The following is a 17,029-nucleotide window of genomic DNA, read 5'->3' on the forward strand; positions in this document are numbered from 1 at the left end:
TGGGTTTCGACGATGGAACCGTCTCAGCCCACCCTACGCCTGCTAAGCCAGCACACTGTTCTCGTAGGTTGGCGCTGAGCGCAACGAAGCCCAACAGGCCGGACCCTAAACTCGCTTCAACCCCAGCAGCGCCTGTGCGGTACCGGCCACCACGATGGCCGGCAGGGTCGCGCCCCAGGCTGGCAGCAGGGTCGGCAGCAGGTGGTAGACGGCCACGCCCAGGGCCCAGGCGATCAGGGATTCCAGGCGCAACGCCCGTACCCGCTGCGGAGCCTTGCGGCGGCGCAGCAGGAAGTGATCCACCAGCACCACGCCGAACAGCGGCGCGAACACCGAGCCGATCAGCAGCAGGAAGTGCTCGTACTGGGCCAGGGGCACCAGCAGCGCCAGCAGGGTGCAGAGAATGCCGATGGCCAGGGTCAGCTGCCAGATCTTCACCTGGGCCAGGAAACCCGTGGCCACCGCCGCCGAGTGATAGGCGGCAAAGGCATTTTCCGATTCGTCCAGCAGGATCAGCAGCAGTGGCAGGCCCAGGCCGGCCACGGCCAGGGCGCGTAGCAGAGCGTCGGCTTCACCGCCGCTGGCGAAGGCCAGGGTGTAGGCGAAGCCCAGGCCCATCAGCCAGAGGTTGCCGCAGAAATAGCCCAGCATGACGCCTCGCCCGGCGCTACGCCCGGTGCGGGCGAAGCGGGTGTAGTCGGCGATCACCGGTAGCCACGACAGCGGCATGGCCACCACCAGGTCGAAGCCCAGGGCCTGGGTCAGGGAGCCATCGCCCGGGCGCTGCCAGAGCGCGGCCAGGTCGGCGCGCAGGAACAGGTCCAGGGTCAACCAGCCGCAGGCGCCCAACAGCAGCCAGATACCCCAGCGGCTGAGGAAACGGCGCACGAAGGTCAGGGGACCAGCCACCGCCAGGGCCGTGGCCAGGGCGCCGAAGACCAGGGTCCAGAGCACCGGCGAGGCCCAGCTCTGCAGGCCCCAGCTGCCCAGCAGCACACTGGCCGCCTCGCGCATCACCACCAGTTCGAAGGCACCCCAGCCGATCAGCTGGGTGATGTTGAGCACCGCGGGCAACAGCGCGCCGCGCTGGCCGAGACTCTGGCCCAGGGCGGTCATGCCGGCCAGGCCCGTGTCGCTGCCCACCAGGCCGGCAGCGGCCAGCAACAGCACCCCGACCGCGGTGCCGAGCACCAGCACCAGCAGGCCGTCGGCCAGGCCCAGTCCGGGCGCCAGCAGCGCGCCGGCCTGGGCCACCATGAGGCCGATACCCAGGGAGAACCAGAGAGTGAAGAGATCGCGCCCGCCAAGGATGCGGCGGTCCGCCGGAACGGGGACGGTGGGGGTATAGAGGCCGGGGGCCTGGGCCATGATGGGTCTCGTGAACAAGGGGTTGAGGGCGCCCAACGTCGTTGGGTGACGCCGGGCATTGTTGGGCTTCGCTACGCTCAGCGCCAACCTACGGTGGTTTGTCTGGAACCGTAGGTTGGGCTGAGACGGCTCCATCGTCGAAGCCCAACATTGCAGGGTGACCTGGGTATTGTTGGGCTTCACTACGCTCAGCGCCAACCTACGGGAACAGCGTGCTGGCCCAACCTACGGTTGTCAGACCTGCTTGTAGATCACCCCTCCTTCGTCCTTGAAGCGCGCGGCCTGTTCCTGGAAGCCGGCCTCGATGGCCTTCTGCTCGTCGGTCAGGCCGTTCTCCTTGGCGTAGTCACGGACTTCCTGGGTGATCTTCATGGAGCAGAACTTGGGGCCGCACATGGAGCAGAAGTGCGCCACCTTGGCCGAGTCCTTGGGCAGGGTCTCGTCATGGAAAGCACGCGCCGTGTCCGGGTCCAGGCCCAGGTTGAACTGGTCTTCCCAGCGGAATTCGAAGCGTGCCTTGCTTAGTGCGTTGTCGCGGATCTGGGCGCCAGGGTGCCCCTTGGCCAGGTCGGCGGCATGGGCGGCGATCTTGTAGGTGATGATGCCGGTCTTGACGTCGTCCTTGTTGGGCAGACCCAGGTGCTCCTTGGGCGTCACGTAGCAGAGCATGGCGCAACCGAACCAGCCGATCATGGCGGCGCCGATGCCGCTGGTGATGTGGTCATAGCCGGGGGCGATGTCGGTGGTCAGGGGGCCGAGGGTGTAGAACGGCGCCTCGTCGCAGCACTCCAGCTGCTTGTCCATGTTTTCCTTGATCAGCTGCATGGGCACATGGCCCGGGCCTTCGATCATGGTCTGGACATCGTGCTTCCAGGCGATCTTGGTCAGCTCGCCGAGGGTTTCCAGCTCGCCGAACTGGGCGGCGTCGTTGGCATCGGCGATGGAGCCCGGACGCAGGCCGTCACCCAGGGAGAAGCTCACGTCGTAGGCCTGCATGATCTCGCAGATGTCTTCGAAGTGGGTGTAGAGGAAGTTTTCCTTGTGATGCGCCAGGCACCACTTGGCCATGATGGAGCCGCCGCGGGAGACGATGCCGGTGACGCGCTTGGCGGTCAGGGGCACGTAGTGCAGGCGCACCCCGGCATGGATGGTGAAGTAGTCCACGCCCTGCTCCGCCTGCTCGATGAGGGTGTCGCGGAACAGCTCCCAGGTCAGTTCTTCGGCGACGCCATCGACCTTTTCCAGGGCCTGGTAGATGGGCACGGTGCCGATGGGGACCGGCGAGTTGCGGATGATCCACTCGCGGGTCTCGTGGATGTGCTTGCCGGTGGACAGGTCCATCACGGTGTCGGCGCCCCAGCGGATGCCCCAGGTCAACTTCTCGACCTCTTCCTCGATGGAAGAGCCCAGGGCGCTGTTGCCGATGTTGCCGTTGATCTTCACCAGGAAGTTGCGGCCGATGATCATCGGCTCCAGCTCCAGGTGGTTGATGTTGGCCGGGATGATGGCGCGGCCGCGGGCCACCTCGTCGCGGACGAACTCAGGCGTGATCTCCTGGGGAATGCTGGCGCCGAAGCTCTGGCCACGGTGCTGGTTGCCGAGCAGGCCGGCGGCGCGGGCCTCCTGCAGCTTCATGTTCTCGCGGATGGCGATGTATTCCATCTCCGGGGTGACGATGCCCTGGCGGGCATAGTGCATCTGGGAGACATTGCGCCCGGCCTTGGCCCGGCGCGGCTGGCGCGCCAGGTCGAATCTCAGGGCGGCGAGGCTCGGATCGGCGAGCCGCGCCTGACCGAATTCGGACGAGAGCCCGGCCAGCAGTTCGGTGTCGCCACGCTCTTCGATCCAGCGCGAACGCACGTCCGGCAGGCCCTTGCGCAGGTCGATGCGGGCGGTCGGGTCGGTGTAGGGACCGGAGGTGTCGTAGACGAACACCGGAGCGTTCTTTTCACCGCCAAAGGCGGTGGGGGTATCGGCGAGGGAGATTTCCCGCACCGGCACGCGAATGTCGGGACGCGAGCCAGTCAGATAGACCTTGCGCGAATTGGGCAACGGCTGGGTGGACTGGCGGTCGACGCGGGTAAAGTCGGTGACGTTGTTCTGCTTGTTCATCGAGGCTCTCCTGGTGGGCGCGTTGCCGAGGGAAGAACCTGGACGAAGGGGTGGGCACGCAGGAAGACGCAAGCCCGGACGGATGGCGACCACGGAGACGAATGCGGACGCCCTCTTGTTCCCTACGCAGGTTGACGCACCGCCATGCGGCGCGCCTAGCCTGATCAGGTTCAACGGGATCCGGGACTACCCGATCTCAGCGCCTCGTAGCGCACCCCGACAAGAACGCGGTCAGTGTAAACCCAGACCGGCAGAAACTTCGACCGCTATTTCCTCTCCTATGGCGGATTCGGACGAAGTCACTACACTGGCCCGGTCCCTCAAGGAAGGCTCCCAGAATGCGAAGATTCCTGCTGCTCGCGGCACTCTGCACCACGGCCGGTCTGGCCCAGGCCCAGGTGGCCGGCAGTGGCCTGCTCGACGTCTACCGCGAGGCGCTGGACAACAACGCCGACCTGGCCGCCGAGCGCGCCGGTCTCGGCGCCCAGCGCGAAGCGGTGCCCCAGGCGCGGGCCGGTCTGTTGCCGCAACTCGGCCTTGGCGCCCAGTTCAACGACACCCACACCAGCCTGGAGCTGAAGGACAATCCCGCGCTGGGCGTCCAGGGTGGCCGCTACAGCAGCGATCGCAGCAGCCAGCTGATCCAGGCCACCCTCAGCCAGCCACTGTTCCGTGCCGACCGCTGGTTCCAGCTCAAGGCCGCCCAGGCCGCCACCGAGCAGGCCGAGCTGCAGTTTTCCGCCACCCAGCAGCAACTGATCCTGCAGACCGCCGAGGGCTATTTCAGCGCCCTGCGCGCCCAGGCCGCCCTGGCCACCGCCCGTGCCGAGGAAAAGGCCTTGTACCGCCAGCTGGACCAGTCCCGCGAGCGCTACAAGGTCGGCCTGACCGACGACACCGACGTGCTCCAGGCCCAGGCCAGCTTCGACAACGCCCAGGCCAACCGCTCCCAGAGCGAGCAGCAGGTGGCCGACGCCTTCCAGGCCCTGACCCGGCTGACCGATCGCGACTACGGCAGCATCGCCGGCATCCGCCACGACCTGCCAATCCTGCCGCCGCAGCCCAACGATGCTCGCCAGTGGGTGGACACCGCCATGCGCCAGAATCTGCAGCTGCTGGCCGCCGGCCAGGGTGTGAACGCGGCGCAGGAAACCCTGCGCCAGCGTCGCGCCGGGCACCTGCCGACGGTGGATGCGGTGGCGCGCTACAGCCACAGCGACAACGATGCGGTGAATCTGCCCAACGCCGAGCAGCTGGCGCTGTTCGGCAGCCCGGTCAACAGCCGCAGCATCGGTATCCAGGTGGAGCTACCGCTGTACAGCGGCGGCGCCACCAGCTCCCAGGCGCGTCAGGCCTACCAGCAGCTGGACCGGAGCGAACAGCAGCAGGAAAGCCTGCGCCGCCAGGTGGTGCAGAACACCCGCAATGCCCATCGGGCGATCAACACCGACATCGAGCAGGTGCGTGCCCGCCGGCTATCCATCGCCTCCAGCCAGCGCGCCCTGAGAGCCACCGAGATCGCCTACCAGGTGGGCAGCCGCACCATCGTCGACGTGCTCGACGCCCAGCGGCTGCTGTACAACGCCGTGCGCCAGTACAACGATGCCCGCTACAACTACATCCTGGATACCCTGAGACTCAAGCAGGCGGCCGGTACCCTGGCGCCCAACGACCTGCTGGCGCTGTCGGGCTATCTCGACCCCCACTACGACCCGGATCGCGACTTCCTCCCGCCGGACCTGGCCAAGACCCGCGCCGAGGTCCTGCCGGCGCGCTCGGCTCAGGGCGTGAGCAATTTATCCAGTCCGGAGAGCAGGCGCTCCAGCGCGCCCTGATTGGCGGACAATACCGCGAGACCCGCCTGCCGGCGCCGCTCGGCTTCCGCCGGTTCGGCCCAGAGCCGGGCCACGGCGGTAGCGATCGCGAATGCCTCTGCCACGGTTTCCAGGGCGCCGGCGTCGCGCAACTGGGCGACGATGTCGAGGAAGTTGAATACGTGCGGACCGCTGAGCACCGGCACGCCGAGAGCAGCCGGCTCCAGCGGATTGTGGCCGCCGCGCTCGATCAGGCTGCCACCGACGAAGGCCACGTCGGCCAGGGCGTAGAGAAACAGCAGCTCGCCCATGGTGTCGCCCAGCAGGACCTGGGTCTGCGGTTGCACCGCCTCCCCCGTCGAGCGCTGGATCACGCTGAAATCTTCGCGGCGCACCTCGGCCAGTACCTCGGGAAAGCGCTCGGGATGACGCGGTACCAGGATCAGCAGGGCATCGGGGCGTGCGGCCAGCAATTGGCGATGGGCCTGTAGCAGGATCTCGTCTTCACCGGCATGGGTGCTGGCGGCGATCCACACCGGGCGCTGGCCCCAGCCCTGGCGCAGCGCAGCGGCGCGGACCGGCAGTTCGGGATCGATGCGCAGGTCGAACTTGATGGAGCCTGTCACCGTGACCCGCTCGGCACGGGCGCCGAGGGCGCGGAAGCGCTCGGCTTCCACCGGCGTCTGCACCGCCAGCCAGGCCAGCTCCGCCAGCATCGGCCCGGTCACCCCACCCAGTTTTCCGTAGCCCCGGGCGGAGCGTTCGGACAGCCGGCCATTGGCCAGGGCGATGGGAATATCGCGGCGCGCCGCCTGGTGGATGAGGTTGGGCCAGAGCTCGGTCTCCATCACCACCCCCAGGCTGGGCCCGAGCCGGTCGAGGAAACGCCCGGCCAGCCATGGCAGGTCGTAGGGCAGGTAGCAATGCTGGACGTCATCACCGAACAGGGCGCGGATGCGCTCCGAGCCGGTGGGCGTCATGCAGGTCACAATGATCGGCAGGTCGGGATGCCGCTGGCGCAGGGCGCGGATCACCGGCGCGGCGGCGATGCTCTCTCCCACCGACACCGCGTGCACCCAGATGCCGCCGGGCGGCACCTCAGGCAAGCCCAGCGCCAGGCGTTCGCCGATGCGCTGCCGATAGGCGGGCGCCTTGCGTCCGCGCCAGAGCAGGCGCAGCAGGATGAAGGGCAAGGCCAGGGTGAAGATCAGGCTATAGAGGGTACGGTTCATGGCGGCAGAGCTTAATGAAGCCCGGCCGCCAGTGCGAGCCCGTTCGACCTAGTGCGAATGCCGCGGCACCCCACCCTCGCGCGCGATCACCTTGAGGTGCAGGGTGGCCGGCTCCAGGCAGCCACCGGTGGAGAGCTGGCCCACCAGTTGCCGATAGAGCTCCTGCCAGGGGGTCTGGGCCGGCGGCAGGTTGGGCGTCCATTCGGCGCGGCGGCGTTCCAGTTCGCCATCGTCAAGCAGCACGTCGACGCTGCGGGCATTGAGGTCCACGCGCAGCCGGTCGTTGGTCTTGAGCAGGGCCAGGCCGCCGCCCACCGCCGCTTCCGGCGACATGTTGAGGATCGAAGGGCTAGCCGAGGTGCCGCTCTGGCGACCGTCGCCCAGGCATGGCAGGGAATCGATACCCTTCTTGATCAGCGCCGCCGGGGGCGCCATGTTGACCACCTCGGCGCTGCCCGGATAACCCACCGGACCGGCGCCGCGGATCACCAGGATGCAGCGTTCGTCGATGTCCAGCGCCGGATCGTCGATGCGCGCGTGGTAGTCCTCCGGGCCTTCGAAGACGATCGCCCGCGCCTCGAAGCTGTTTTCCTTGCCGGGTTCGGCCAGGTAGGTCTGGCGAAAGGCCTCGCCCACCACCGACATCTTCATGATGGCACTGTCGAAGAAATTGCCGCTGAGCACGATGAAGCCGGCGCGGTGCTTGAGCGGCGCTTCGTAGGGCTGGATCACGGCCGGATCCGAGCTGGCGGCCCCCTCGGCGATGGCACCGATGGTGCGCCCGGATACCGTCAGGCAGTCGCCGTGCAGGCGCCCCGCCTTGAGCAATTCGTGGAGCACCGCTGGCACCCCGCCGGCGCGGTGGAAGCCCTCGCCCAGGTACTTGCCGGCCGGCATGCAGTTGGCCAGCAGCGGGATGTCCTCGCCCAGGCGCTGCCAGTCGTCCAGCGACAGTTCCACGCCCATGTGGCGGGCGATGGCGATCAGGTGCGGCGGGCAGTTGCTGGAGGCGCCCAGGGCCGAAGCCACCACGATGGCGTTCTCGAAGGCCTCGCGGGTCATGATCTGCGAGGGGCGGATGTCGTCCAGCACCAGCTGGCAGATGCGCTTGCCGGTGGCATAGGCCATCTGGCCGCGCTCGCGATAGGGCGCGGGGATGCTGGCGCAACCGGGCAGCGACATGCCCAGGGTCTCGGCCAGGGCATTCATCGACAGGGCCGTGCCCATGGTGTTGCAGTGGCCCACCGAAGGCGAGGCGGCGGTGGTCAGGGCCATGAAGCCCTCGTAGTCGATCTCGCCGGTCGCCAGCAGGTTGCGCGCGTGCCAGAGCACGGTGCCGGAGCCGATCAGCTCGCCTTTGAAATGCCCGTCGAGCATGGGCCCACCGGACAGCACGATGGCCGGCAGGTCGGTGGTGGCCGCGGCCATCAGGCAGGCCGGGGTGGTCTTGTCGCAGCCGGTGGTGAGCACCACGCCGTCCAGGGGAAAGCCGTGCAGGATCTCCACCAGGCCGAGGTAGGCCAGGTTGCGATCCAGGGCCGCGGTGGGGCGGCGACTCTGCTCGGCGATGGGGTGCACCGGGAATTCCATGGGGATGCCGCCCGCATCGCGGATACCGGCCTTGACCCGCTGGGCCAGCTCCAGGTGATGACGGTTGCAGGGCGTGAGGTCGCTACCGGTCTGGGCGATGCCGATGATGGGGCGACCGGACTGGAGTTCGTCGCGGGTCAGGCCGTAGTTCATGTAGCGCTCGACATAGAGCGCGGTCATGTCGGCGTGGGCAGGATCATCGAACCATTGCTGGCTGCGCAGCGGGCGTTTGGCGGAAGTCATGATGGTCTCTAGTTGTTATTAGGAAAGAGCGGTTAGCGACCCAGCAGGCCGCGGGCGGCCAGGTTGTGCATCAGGGCACCGAGGCCGAAGCGCCAGGCCGGGGCCTGGTCGCTGGTGGTCACCCTATTGTGCAGGGTTCCCAGCAGCGGGCTGGCGATGCTCACCACGTCCCCTACCTTGTGGGTGAAGCCACCGCCCGGGGCGTCGCGATCCTGGGTCGGGGCGAATAGGGTGCCGAGAAACAGCACGAAACCGTCGGGATACTGGTGGTTGGCATTGAGGGTCTGGGCGGCGAGATCGGTGGGATCACGACTGATCTGCGCCATGGAGCTGCTGCCATTGAGGTGAAAGCCGTCTTCGCCCTGGACTTCCAGGGTCACCACACACTGGCGGACCTGGTCGAGATCGAAGGTCTCGTCGAACAGGCGGATGAAGGGCCCCAGGGCGCAGGAGGCGTTGTTGTCCTTGGCCTTGCTCAGCAGCAGGGCGCTGCGGCCCTCGATGTCGCGCAGGTTGACGTCATTGCCTAGGGTGGCGCCATGCAGGCGGCCGCGGCTGTCCGCCACCAGCACCACCTCGGGTTCGGGATTGTTCCATTGGGACACGGGGTGGATGCCGATGGCGCTGCCGCTGCCGACCGCGGCCAGCACCGGCGCCTTGGTGAAGATCTCGGCGTCCGGCCCGATACCCACCTCCAGGTATTGCGACCACATGCCCTTCTCGATCAGCAGCGCTTTGAGCGCCTGGGCGCGCGGACTGCCCGGCTCCAGGCCCTGCAGATCCGCGCCGATCACCGCCTGCACCTGCTCGCGGATGGCCACGGCGCGCCCGGCATCGCCGCCGGCCTGCTCTTCGATCACCCGTTCCAGCATGCTGGCGGCAAAGGTCACTCCGGCGGCTTTGATCACCTGCAGGTCGGCCGGTGGCAGCAGGTGCAGACGTGCGGGGTCGGCCTGCTCGCCACTGTTGGCCAGCAGGTCATCGAGGCTGCCGAGGTAGCGCCCAGGGGTATCGCGCAGGGCCTGCAGCGGCGCCTCTTCCTCGAACAGGGCGCTCAGCGTAGCAAAGCGTGCCGAGATATCGAAGACGCCGTCCTCGCGCAGCACCACGGGCGAGGGACCGGCCAGCGGACCGGGCACCCAGGCACGACCGACCAGAGTGCCGGCCAGGCCATCGGTGGGAAGGGTATTGGCAGGCGAGAGACGAAGGGGCATGGGCAGGACTCCAGGGCTGATGGGTCCACGCTAGGCAGCCGGACTGATAAACTCAAATGGGCTTATTTCATCATTCGATAACCTGCGCTTATCGCCTGGGAGGCATGCGTGTCCGAGCCGTCGTTCAGCCAGATCAGCCACTGGCTCAAGTTTCGCCACCTGCTGCTGATCGATACCCTGGGGCGCACCCGCAACATGCACCTGGCCGCGCAGCAGATGAATCTCAGCCAGCCGGCCATCAGCAAGATGCTCAAGGAGCTCGAGCACCTGCTGGGCTTCGCCCTGTTCGAGCGCCAGCCACGCAGCATGCCGCCCACCGCCCTGGGCGAGCACGTGCTGCGTTACGCCCGGGTGGCCCTCAACGATGCCCGCGACTTCGCCGAGCAGATCGACAGCCTGAGACGCGGCGGTCACGGCCAGCTCAAGGTTGGTGGCATCTTCGCCGCCACGGCGGTGGCCCTGCCCCAGGCCATCGTCGCGATCAAGCAGCGCTGGCCGCTGCTGGCCATCGAGGTGGTGGAGCAGACCAGCGATCACCTGATGGAGATGCTCGACGACAAACTGCTGCACCTGGCGGTGGCACGCTTCACCGACGAAGCCCAGGCCCAGCGTTTCGACTTCCAGCCCCTGGCACCGGAGCCCTTCCGTTTCGTGGTCAACGCCGATCATCCACTGGTGGGCAGCGGCCCCGTGGGCCTCGACCAGGTGCTGGCCTGGCCCTGGATCCTCTATCCCAAGGGCACGCCCATCCGCGGGCGCATGGAGCGGGCCTTCGCCGCCGCCGGCCTGCCGGTGCCGAACAACACCATCGACACCATCTCCATGCAGACCTTTCTCCAGGTGCTGCGCGCCGGCCCCATGATCGGCATGCTGCCGGAGGCCATGGTCGAGCCCTATCTCGCCAGCGGCGCGCTCAGTGCGCTGGAGCTGCCGCTGCACCTGCCGGCGCAGGACTACGGCATCCTCACCCGCAAGGGCGAACCCCTCGGCGAGGCCGCCCGGGAATTCGCCGCCATCCTGCTGAGCCATGCCGGTCGCGAGGAGTCCGCAGCCTAGACAGCTCGATAACGCGCCGTTATCGAATGATCCGCAAATGCCATTGGGAAAGAATCGCTCTCGCTCCTAGAGTGGCCTGGCGATCCAGACGGCCACCCCGCATCCCCGGCCGCCTCCGACCTCTTCAATAACAACAACGGGCCCCAAGGCCCCGAAGGTCATTCCCATGTTCGAGACCACCGCTCCCCAGGGCGCCGCTGGCGACGCCTTCGAAGAACGCACCTATCGCAAGGTGGTGCTGCGTATCCTGCCGATCCTGCTGCTGTGCTACATCGCCGCCTACCTGGACCGGGTCAACGTCGGCTTCGCCAAGCTGGACATGCTCGACGATCTGGGCTTCAGCAACACCGTCTATGCCCTCGGCGCCAGCATGTTCTTCTGGGGCTACTTTCTCTTCGAGGTCCCCAGCAACCTGCTGCTGCATCGCTACGGCGCGCGCTTCTGGATCGCCCGCATCATGCTGACCTGGGCGATCATCTCCATGGCGGTGGCCTTCACCCAGCCGCTGGCGCAATTCTTCGGTCTGCAGTCGAGCACCCTCTTCTATGTGCTGCGCTTCCTGCTGGGCGTCTGCGAGGCGGGCTTCTTTCCCGGGGTGATCCTCTATCTCAACTACTGGTTTCCGACCCGCCGGCAGAGTCGGGTGATGTCGGGCTTTCTCATCGCCCTGCCCTTCAGTCTGAGCTTTGGCGGCGTGCTTTCCGGTTGGCTGATGAGCAGCCTGCACGACTGGCACGGCCTGGCCGGCTGGCAGTGGATGCTGCTGGTGGAAGGGGTGCCTTCGATCATCATGGCGGTGGTGGTGTTCTGCTGCCTGAGCGACAACATTGACAAGGCGCCCTGGCTAGACGCCCGGGAAAAGGCCCTGCTCAAGCGCAACCTGGAGCAGCAGAACGCCGGCAAGGCGTCGCGCCTCAGCGAGGTGTTCTTCAATCCGCGGGTCTGGCTGCTGGTGTTCATCCTGCTGACCTTCAACACCGGCTTCTATGGCCTGGCGTTCTGGATGCCTTCGATCATCAAGAACGCCGGGGTCAGCGGCAGCCTGCAGATCGGTCTGCTCACCGCCATCCCCTACAGCGTCGCCCTGGTGGTCATGCTGCTCAACGCCCGCCACTCGGCACGCACCGGCGAGCAGCGGATGCATGCGGCGGTGCCGGCCTTCGTCGGCGCCCTGGGCCTGGTGCTGAGCGCCTGGTTCATCCACAACATCGTGCTGTCGATCTTCTTCCTCACCGTGGCCGCCTCGGGCCTGCTGGCGCTGATGCCGATCTTCTGGTCGCTGCCCGGCACCCTGCTTTCCGGCGTCGCCGCGGCGGCGGGTATCGGCATGATCAACGCCATCGGCAACCTCTCCGGCTTCACCGGCTCGATGATCACCGCGACCATGGAAACCCTCACCGGCGACATCAACAACGGCACCTATGTGCTCGGCGCCTGCCTGTTCGTCAGCGGCCTGCTGATCCTGGCGATCCCGGCGTCGATGCTGCACCGGGCGCCGACCGCCGTGCCGCTCGACCTCAAGACCGCCTAGCCCGCCTCGGGCACGGCCGAACGCCCGGCTCCCGCGGCGCTCGGTCGCCCGATCCCCAGCGCCATCACCGCCGCGACGATGCCGGTCAGCCCAGCCAATACCAGGGCCTCCTGGTAGGAACCGAAGTGCTCGCGCAGGGCGCCGGCGAGAAAGGCCGCGCAGGCGGCGCCGAGCATGTGGCCGCAGAACACCCAGCCGAACACCACCGGCGCACTCCTTTCACCAAAGCTCTGGTTGGTCAGCTTGACCGTGGGCGGCACCGTGGCGATCCAGTCCAGCCCATAGAAGATGCCGAACAGCAGCAGCTGCTCGGGGGCGAAACCGGAGAATGGCAGGTAGATCAGCGAAAGCCCGCGCAGGCTGTAGTAGACGAACAGCAGGCGGCGCGGATCGTATCTGTCGGTCAGCCAGCCGGAGGCGGTGGTGCCCACCAGATCGAAGATCCCCATCAGCGCGAGGATGCCGGCGGCCTGTACCTGGGACAGGCCGTGGTCGTGGCCCATGGCGATGAAGTGGGTGCCGATCAGGCCGTTGGTGGTGAAGCCGCAGACGAAGAAGGTCAGGAACAGCAGCCAGAAATCGCGGCGCCGACTGGCCATGGCCAAGGTGCCGAGGGTCACGCGAAACAGATTGCCCGGTGCGGTGGCGACCGGCGCCTGATAGTCCGCCGGGGCGCCATGGGGTCGCAGGCCGACGTCCACCGGCCGCTCGGGCAGCAGCCAGGCCACCAGCGGGATCAGCGCCGCGCTGGCCACGGCCACGGTCAGCACCACGGTCTGCCAGCCCTCATGACTGGCGAGATGGGCCAGCAGCGGCAGGAACACCAGGTTGCCGGTGGCGGTGCTGGCGGCCAGCAGGCCCATCATCAGGCCCCGGCGGGCGACGAACCAGCGATTGACGATGGCGGCACCCAGCACCATGGCCACGCAGCCCGTGCCCAGGCCGCTGAGCACGCCCCAGGTGGCCACCAGGTGCCAAGGTTCGCGCATCAGGGTGCTCAGGGCGGTGGCGAGGCTGATCAGGGTGAGGCCGCCGAGCAGGGTGCGGCGGATGCCGAGGGTCTGCATCAGGGCGGCGGCGAAGGGCCCGACCAGGCCGTAGAGGAAGATGCCCACGGCGGCGGCGAAGGACACGCTTTCGCGGCTCCAGCCAAAGGTCTCCTGCAACGGCAGCAGCAGTACGCCCGGGGTGGACCTCACCCCGGCCGAGACCAGCAGGGCGAGAAAGATCAGCGCCAGGACGACGAAGACATAGCGCTGGCCGAGGGCGGGAGGTGTGGTCATGGCGATCATCCCGGATCGAGGAGGAATGACCTGAGTATCGCAGCGCTTGCACCTAGGCGCTGGTCAAGCTGCCCCACGGATTCGGCCAGAATACGACTGTCATGGGAAGAGGCCATGGGCAAGCGCTGAGGCTCCGTCATGTTGGGCTTCGCTTTCGCTCAGCGCCAACCTACGGCGCTCCGCGTAGGTTGGCGCTGAGCGCAGCGAAGCCCAACACATCGATTTCAACCAATCGCCCGCAACTCTTCGGCCAGCCGTTGCGCCAGCCAGCGCGCCGCCGGCCCCGGTGCGGCGTTGCGGCGCCAGGCCAGCTCCACCACCAAGGCCGGCGGCACCCAGTCGCAGGCCAGTTCGGCGAGCAAGCCCTGGTAGGAGGGATAGCGCGCCACGTGCCGCGGCAACCAGCCCCAGCCCAGGCCGCGCATCAGCAATTCGGCGAGCAGATAGAAGCTGTCGGCGCGCCAGACCTGGGGCGCGATCTGCTCGCCACCGGGATAGGGGTTCTCCAGCGGCGCGATCAGCAGCTGACGGTGGCGGGCCAGTTCGCGCCGCCCTACCCCGCGCTGGCTGGCCAGGGGATGCTGGGCGCCGCAGGCGGTGACCTGGGCGACATCACCCAGGGCCTGGCGCTCCAGGGCCTGAGGCATGTGCTCATGGCGAAACAGCAGGCCGAGGTCGGCCTGGTTGGTCAGCAGCTTGCGCGCCACATCGCCCTGGGCGCCGCTGGTGAGCTGGACTTCTAGGTGCGGGAAGGCCGCGGCCAGGGCGTCCAGCGCATCGAGCACCGGCTGGTAGGGCATGGCTTCGTCCAGCGCCAGGCGCAACAAAGGCTCCTGACCGGCGCAGAGGGCCTGGGCACGGCTGTCCAGCCGCTGGCATTGACGCAGGACCTCCCTCGCCTCCTCCAGCAAGGCCAGACCGGCCGCGGTGATGACCGGCGTACGACCATTGCTGCGCTCGAACAGCGCGACGCCCAGATCGCTCTCCAGCAGAGCGATGGCGGTACTCACCGCCGATTGCGCCCGTCCCAGACGGCGTGCCATGGCCGAGAAACTCGCGCCCTCGGCGATGCCGACGAAGATCTCCAGCTGCTCCAGATTCCATTGCACGACCCATCTCCTCAACGGATAGGTATCAACTTTCACCTATCGCCCGGAAAGGCACAATGGGGGCCTTCGACAGGAGGAATCATCATGAGCGGATACATCTACCTGGCCATCGCCATCGCTGCCGAGGTCGTCGCCACCACCTCCATGAAGGCCATCAGTGGCTTCAGCAAGCCACTGCCACTGATTCTGGTCATCACAGGCTACGGCCTGGCCTTCTGGATGCTGACCCTGGTGGTGCGCAGCATTCCCGTGGGTATCGCCTACGCCATCTGGGCCGGGCTGGGCATCGTGCTGGTCAGCATTGCCGCGGCGGTGCTCTACGATCAGAAGCTGGACCTGCCGGCCATGCTGGGCATGGGCCTGATCGTCGCCGGCGTGGTGGTGATCCAGCTGTTTTCCGACAGCACCGGGCATTGAGACCAGCGGCGGCGAGGAGCGTGTAAAATCACTCCTTTGCCGATTATCCAGCAGGCCGTTCATGTCCCAACCCTGGTCCACCGATATTCTCATCGTCGGCGGCGGCGTCGCCGGCCTCTGGCTCAACGCCCGTCTCAGACGCGCCGGCTACGCCACCGTGCTGGTGGAGACCGGCGCCCTGGGCGGCGGCCAGAGCGGCAAGTCTCAGGGCATCATCCATGGCGGCACCAAATATGCCCTGACCGGGATGCTCACCGGTGCCTCCGAGGCCATCGCCGACATGCCGCGGCGCTGGCGCGAAAGCCTGGCCGGCAGCGGCGAGCTGGATCTTTCCGGTGTACGCCTGCTCTCCGAGGCCCACTACCTCTGGTCGCCGGGCAGCCTGGCCGGCAACCTCACCAGCTTCTTCGCCAGCAAGGCGGTGCGCGGCCGCGTGGATGCGGTCAAGGGCGACGAACTGCCCCCGGCCCTGCGTGACCGCGCCTTCAAGGGCAAGGTCTATCGCCTGGCCGAGCTGGTGCTGGACGTACCCAGCCTGGTCGCACGCCTGGCCGAACTGGCCGGCGACAGCCTCTTGGCCGGGCATGACCTCCAGCCCCTGCGCGAGGACGGCGAGCTGACCGGTCTGGTGGTGGACGGCCAGGCCATCCGCGCCCGCCGCATCGTGCTCACCGCCGGCGCCGGCATGGCCGATCTGCTCCAGGCACTCCATCTGGAACAGCCGGCCATGCAGCGCCGACCGCTGCACATGGTGGTGGTCAAGGGCCCTATGCTCAAACCCCTCTATGCCCACTGCCTGGGCGGCGGTCCCAAGCCACGCCTGACCATCACCAGCCACCCCACCGCAGACGGCCAGTGGCTGTGGTACCTGGGCGGCGACCTGGCCGAGGCCGAGGGCGTGGCCCGTGAGCCAGCGGCGCAGATCGCCACGGCGCGGGAAGAACTGCAGCGCCTGCTGCCCTGGATCGATTTCGCGGGCGCCCAGTGGGCGACCCTCCGGGTGGACCGCGCCGAACCAGCGCAATCCGGACTGGTGCGGCCGGACAACGCCTTCCTCGCCGAGGAAGGCCGTCTGCTGGTGGGCTGGCCGACCAAGCTGGCGCTGTCGCCGGACCTGGCCGACCGTGTCCTCGCCCACCTCGACCGTGACGGTATCCGGCCGGGACAGCACCCCGCCCTGCCCGCCCATCCGCAACCGCCGGTGGCCGCGCCCTTCTGGGAGGAACTGCTGCCATGAGCCTGCGCACCCTGCACGGTCTGCAGCGTCCGCTGGGCAGTACCGGTCTCGAGATTTCCCCCCTGGGCCTGGGCACGGTCAAGTTCGGCCGCGACCAGGGCGTGAAGTACCCCAACGGCTTCACCATCCCCGACGACCGCGCCGCCGCCGACCTGCTCAGTCTGGCTCGCGAGCTGGGCATCAACCTGCTGGATACCGCCCCGGCCTATGGCCGCAGCGAAGAACGCCTGGGTCCGCTGCTGCGTGGCCAGCGCCAGCACTGGGTGATCGCCAGCAAGGTCGGTGAGGAATTCGCAGGCGGACTGTCCAGCTTCGACTTCAGCCCGGCCCATACCCGCCGCTCGGTGGAACGCAGCCTGAAGCGTCTGGAAACCGACTGGCTGGACCTGGTGCTGGTGCACTCCGACGGCAACGACCTGAGCATTCTCGAAGACAGCGGCTGCTACGAGACCCTGGCCGAACTCAAGCGCGAAGGCCTGATCCGCGCCTTCGGCTTCTCCGGCAAGACCGCCGCCGGCGGCCTCAAGGCTCTGGAAACCGGCGATTGCGCCATGGTCACCTTCAACCTCAACGAAGACGCCGAGATCCCGGTGATCCAGGCCGCCGCCGCCCAGGGCAAGGGCATCCTGATCAAGAAGGCCCTGGCCAGCGGTCACGCCGTACTCGGCGCCGGCCAGGATCCGGTGCGGGCCAGCTTCGCCCGGGTGTTCGGCGAGCCCGGGGTGAGCAGTGCGATAGTCGGCACTATCGATCCCCTGCACCTGTCACATAATGTCCGTACCCTGGCCGAAGTGATCACCGCTCGGCCCTGATCCAGAGCGTT

Annotated in this window: 13 protein-coding genes and 1 riboswitch; of the genes, 6 read left to right on the forward strand and 7 right to left on the reverse strand. The window is 67.7% G+C overall.

The window, feature by feature from the left end:
* Positions 1–105: 105 nt before the first annotated feature.
* Together cytX and thiC are read right to left on the reverse strand one after the other, a co-directional pair.
* Positions 106–1,368, reverse strand: a complete 1,263-nt coding sequence (gene cytX, locus C722_RS0112150) for a putative hydroxymethylpyrimidine transporter CytX (RefSeq protein WP_017640758.1) — start codon at positions 1,366–1,368, stop codon at positions 106–108.
* A gap of 234 nt (positions 1,369–1,602) precedes the next feature.
* Positions 1,603–3,480, reverse strand: coding sequence for a phosphomethylpyrimidine synthase ThiC (gene thiC, locus C722_RS0112155; RefSeq protein WP_017640759.1), 1,878 nt, complete (start codon positions 3,478–3,480; stop codon positions 1,603–1,605).
* Positions 3,481–3,582: 102 nt separating this feature from the next.
* Positions 3,583–3,709: riboswitch (TPP riboswitch) on the reverse strand.
* Positions 3,710–3,818: 109 nt separating this feature from the next.
* Between thiC and C722_RS0112160 the strand changes: the two genes are divergently transcribed.
* Positions 3,819–5,315, forward strand: a complete 1,497-nt coding sequence (locus tag C722_RS0112160; RefSeq protein WP_017640760.1) for a TolC family outer membrane protein — start codon at positions 3,819–3,821, stop codon at positions 5,313–5,315.
* Here C722_RS0112160 and waaA read toward each other — a convergent pair.
* From waaA to C722_RS0112175, 3 genes are read right to left on the reverse strand one after another with little or no spacing between them, the layout of a single operon-like run.
* A complete protein-coding gene (gene waaA / locus C722_RS0112165; protein WP_017640761.1) occupies positions 5,261–6,526 on the reverse strand; it encodes a lipid IV(A) 3-deoxy-D-manno-octulosonic acid transferase in 1,266 nt (421 codons plus the stop codon). The two genes, C722_RS0112160 and waaA, sit on opposite strands and share 55 nt — an antisense overlap.
* Positions 6,527–6,574: 48 nt before the next feature.
* Positions 6,575–8,359 (reverse strand): IlvD/Edd family dehydratase, encoded by a 1,785-nt coding sequence (locus C722_RS0112170; RefSeq protein WP_017640762.1) that lies wholly within the window; start codon positions 8,357–8,359, stop codon positions 6,575–6,577.
* Positions 8,360–8,391: 32 nt separating this feature from the next.
* The gene (locus C722_RS0112175; RefSeq protein ID WP_017640763.1) at positions 8,392–9,573 is read right to left on the reverse strand and encodes a fumarylacetoacetate hydrolase family protein; all 1,182 of its coding nucleotides are present in this window, start codon (positions 9,571–9,573) and stop codon (positions 8,392–8,394) included.
* 108 nt (positions 9,574–9,681) lie between these two features.
* Here C722_RS0112175 and C722_RS0112180 point away from each other — a divergent pair, with 108 nt between their 5' ends.
* Together C722_RS0112180 and C722_RS0112185 are read left to right on the forward strand one after the other, a co-directional pair.
* Complete coding sequence (locus C722_RS0112180) at positions 9,682–10,629, forward strand: LysR family transcriptional regulator (protein ID WP_017640764.1); 948 nt, start codon at positions 9,682–9,684, stop codon at positions 10,627–10,629.
* 166 nt (positions 10,630–10,795) lie between these two features.
* Positions 10,796–12,160, forward strand: coding sequence for an MFS transporter (locus C722_RS0112185; RefSeq protein WP_017640765.1), 1,365 nt, complete (start codon positions 10,796–10,798; stop codon positions 12,158–12,160).
* Here C722_RS0112185 and C722_RS0112190 read toward each other — a convergent pair.
* Both C722_RS0112190 and C722_RS0112195 read right to left on the reverse strand, forming a co-directional pair.
* The gene (locus C722_RS0112190) at positions 12,157–13,443 is read right to left on the reverse strand and encodes an MFS transporter (RefSeq protein ID WP_143075289.1); all 1,287 of its coding nucleotides are present in this window, start codon (positions 13,441–13,443) and stop codon (positions 12,157–12,159) included. The genes C722_RS0112185 and C722_RS0112190 overlap by 4 nt on opposite strands.
* Positions 13,444–13,667: 224 nt before the next feature.
* Complete coding sequence (locus tag C722_RS0112195; RefSeq protein ID WP_017640767.1) at positions 13,668–14,552, reverse strand: LysR family transcriptional regulator; 885 nt, start codon at positions 14,550–14,552, stop codon at positions 13,668–13,670.
* An 84-nt stretch (positions 14,553–14,636) separates the two neighbouring features.
* On the opposite strand from C722_RS0112195, the gene C722_RS0112200 reads away from it, so the two are divergent.
* From C722_RS0112200 to C722_RS0112210, 3 genes are all read left to right on the forward strand, one after another.
* Positions 14,637–14,969 (forward strand): multidrug efflux SMR transporter, encoded by a 333-nt coding sequence (locus C722_RS0112200; protein WP_017640768.1) that lies wholly within the window; start codon positions 14,637–14,639, stop codon positions 14,967–14,969.
* A 61-nt stretch (positions 14,970–15,030) separates the two neighbouring features.
* Positions 15,031–16,206 carry an FAD-dependent oxidoreductase gene (locus C722_RS0112205; RefSeq protein WP_017640769.1) on the forward strand — a complete coding sequence of 392 codons (1,176 nt, stop codon included), beginning with the start codon at positions 15,031–15,033 and terminating at the stop codon, positions 16,204–16,206.
* Positions 16,203–17,018: an aldo/keto reductase gene (locus C722_RS0112210; RefSeq protein ID WP_017640770.1), complete on the forward strand. Its 816-nt coding sequence runs from the start codon at positions 16,203–16,205 to the stop codon at positions 17,016–17,018. Before C722_RS0112205 ends, C722_RS0112210 begins: the two co-directional genes overlap by 4 nt.
* Positions 17,019–17,029: the final 11 nt, after the last annotated feature.

The sequence above is a fragment of the Pseudomonas sp. 313 genome, from assembly GCF_000316965.1.
Classification (GTDB): domain Bacteria; phylum Pseudomonadota; class Gammaproteobacteria; order Pseudomonadales; family Pseudomonadaceae; genus Chryseomonas; species Chryseomonas benzopyrenica.

What these genes read in the sequence shown, in the direction of transcription:
- cytX (WP_017640758.1), bottom strand. Translation starts at nt 1,368, where the DNA reads ATGGCCCAGGCCCCCGGCCTCTATACCCCCACCGTCCCCGTTCCGGCG.
- thiC (WP_017640759.1), bottom strand. Translation starts at nt 3,480, where the DNA reads ATGAACAAGCAGAACAACGTCACCGACTTTACCCGCGTCGACCGCCAG.
- C722_RS0112160 (WP_017640760.1), top strand. Translation starts at nt 3,819, where the DNA reads ATGCGAAGATTCCTGCTGCTCGCGGCACTCTGCACCACGGCCGGTCTG.
- waaA (WP_017640761.1), bottom strand. Translation starts at nt 6,526, where the DNA reads ATGAACCGTACCCTCTATAGCCTGATCTTCACCCTGGCCTTGCCCTTC.
- C722_RS0112170 (WP_017640762.1), bottom strand. Translation starts at nt 8,359, where the DNA reads ATGACTTCCGCCAAACGCCCGCTGCGCAGCCAGCAATGGTTCGATGAT.
- C722_RS0112175 (WP_017640763.1), bottom strand. Translation starts at nt 9,573, where the DNA reads ATGCCCCTTCGTCTCTCGCCTGCCAATACCCTTCCCACCGATGGCCTG.
- C722_RS0112185 (WP_017640765.1), top strand. Translation starts at nt 10,796, where the DNA reads ATGTTCGAGACCACCGCTCCCCAGGGCGCCGCTGGCGACGCCTTCGAA.
- C722_RS0112190 (WP_143075289.1), bottom strand. Translation starts at nt 13,443, where the DNA reads ATGACCACACCTCCCGCCCTCGGCCAGCGCTATGTCTTCGTCGTCCTG.
- C722_RS0112200 (WP_017640768.1), top strand. Translation starts at nt 14,637, where the DNA reads ATGAGCGGATACATCTACCTGGCCATCGCCATCGCTGCCGAGGTCGTC.
- C722_RS0112205 (WP_017640769.1), top strand. Translation starts at nt 15,031, where the DNA reads ATGTCCCAACCCTGGTCCACCGATATTCTCATCGTCGGCGGCGGCGTC.
- C722_RS0112210 (WP_017640770.1), top strand. Translation starts at nt 16,203, where the DNA reads ATGAGCCTGCGCACCCTGCACGGTCTGCAGCGTCCGCTGGGCAGTACC.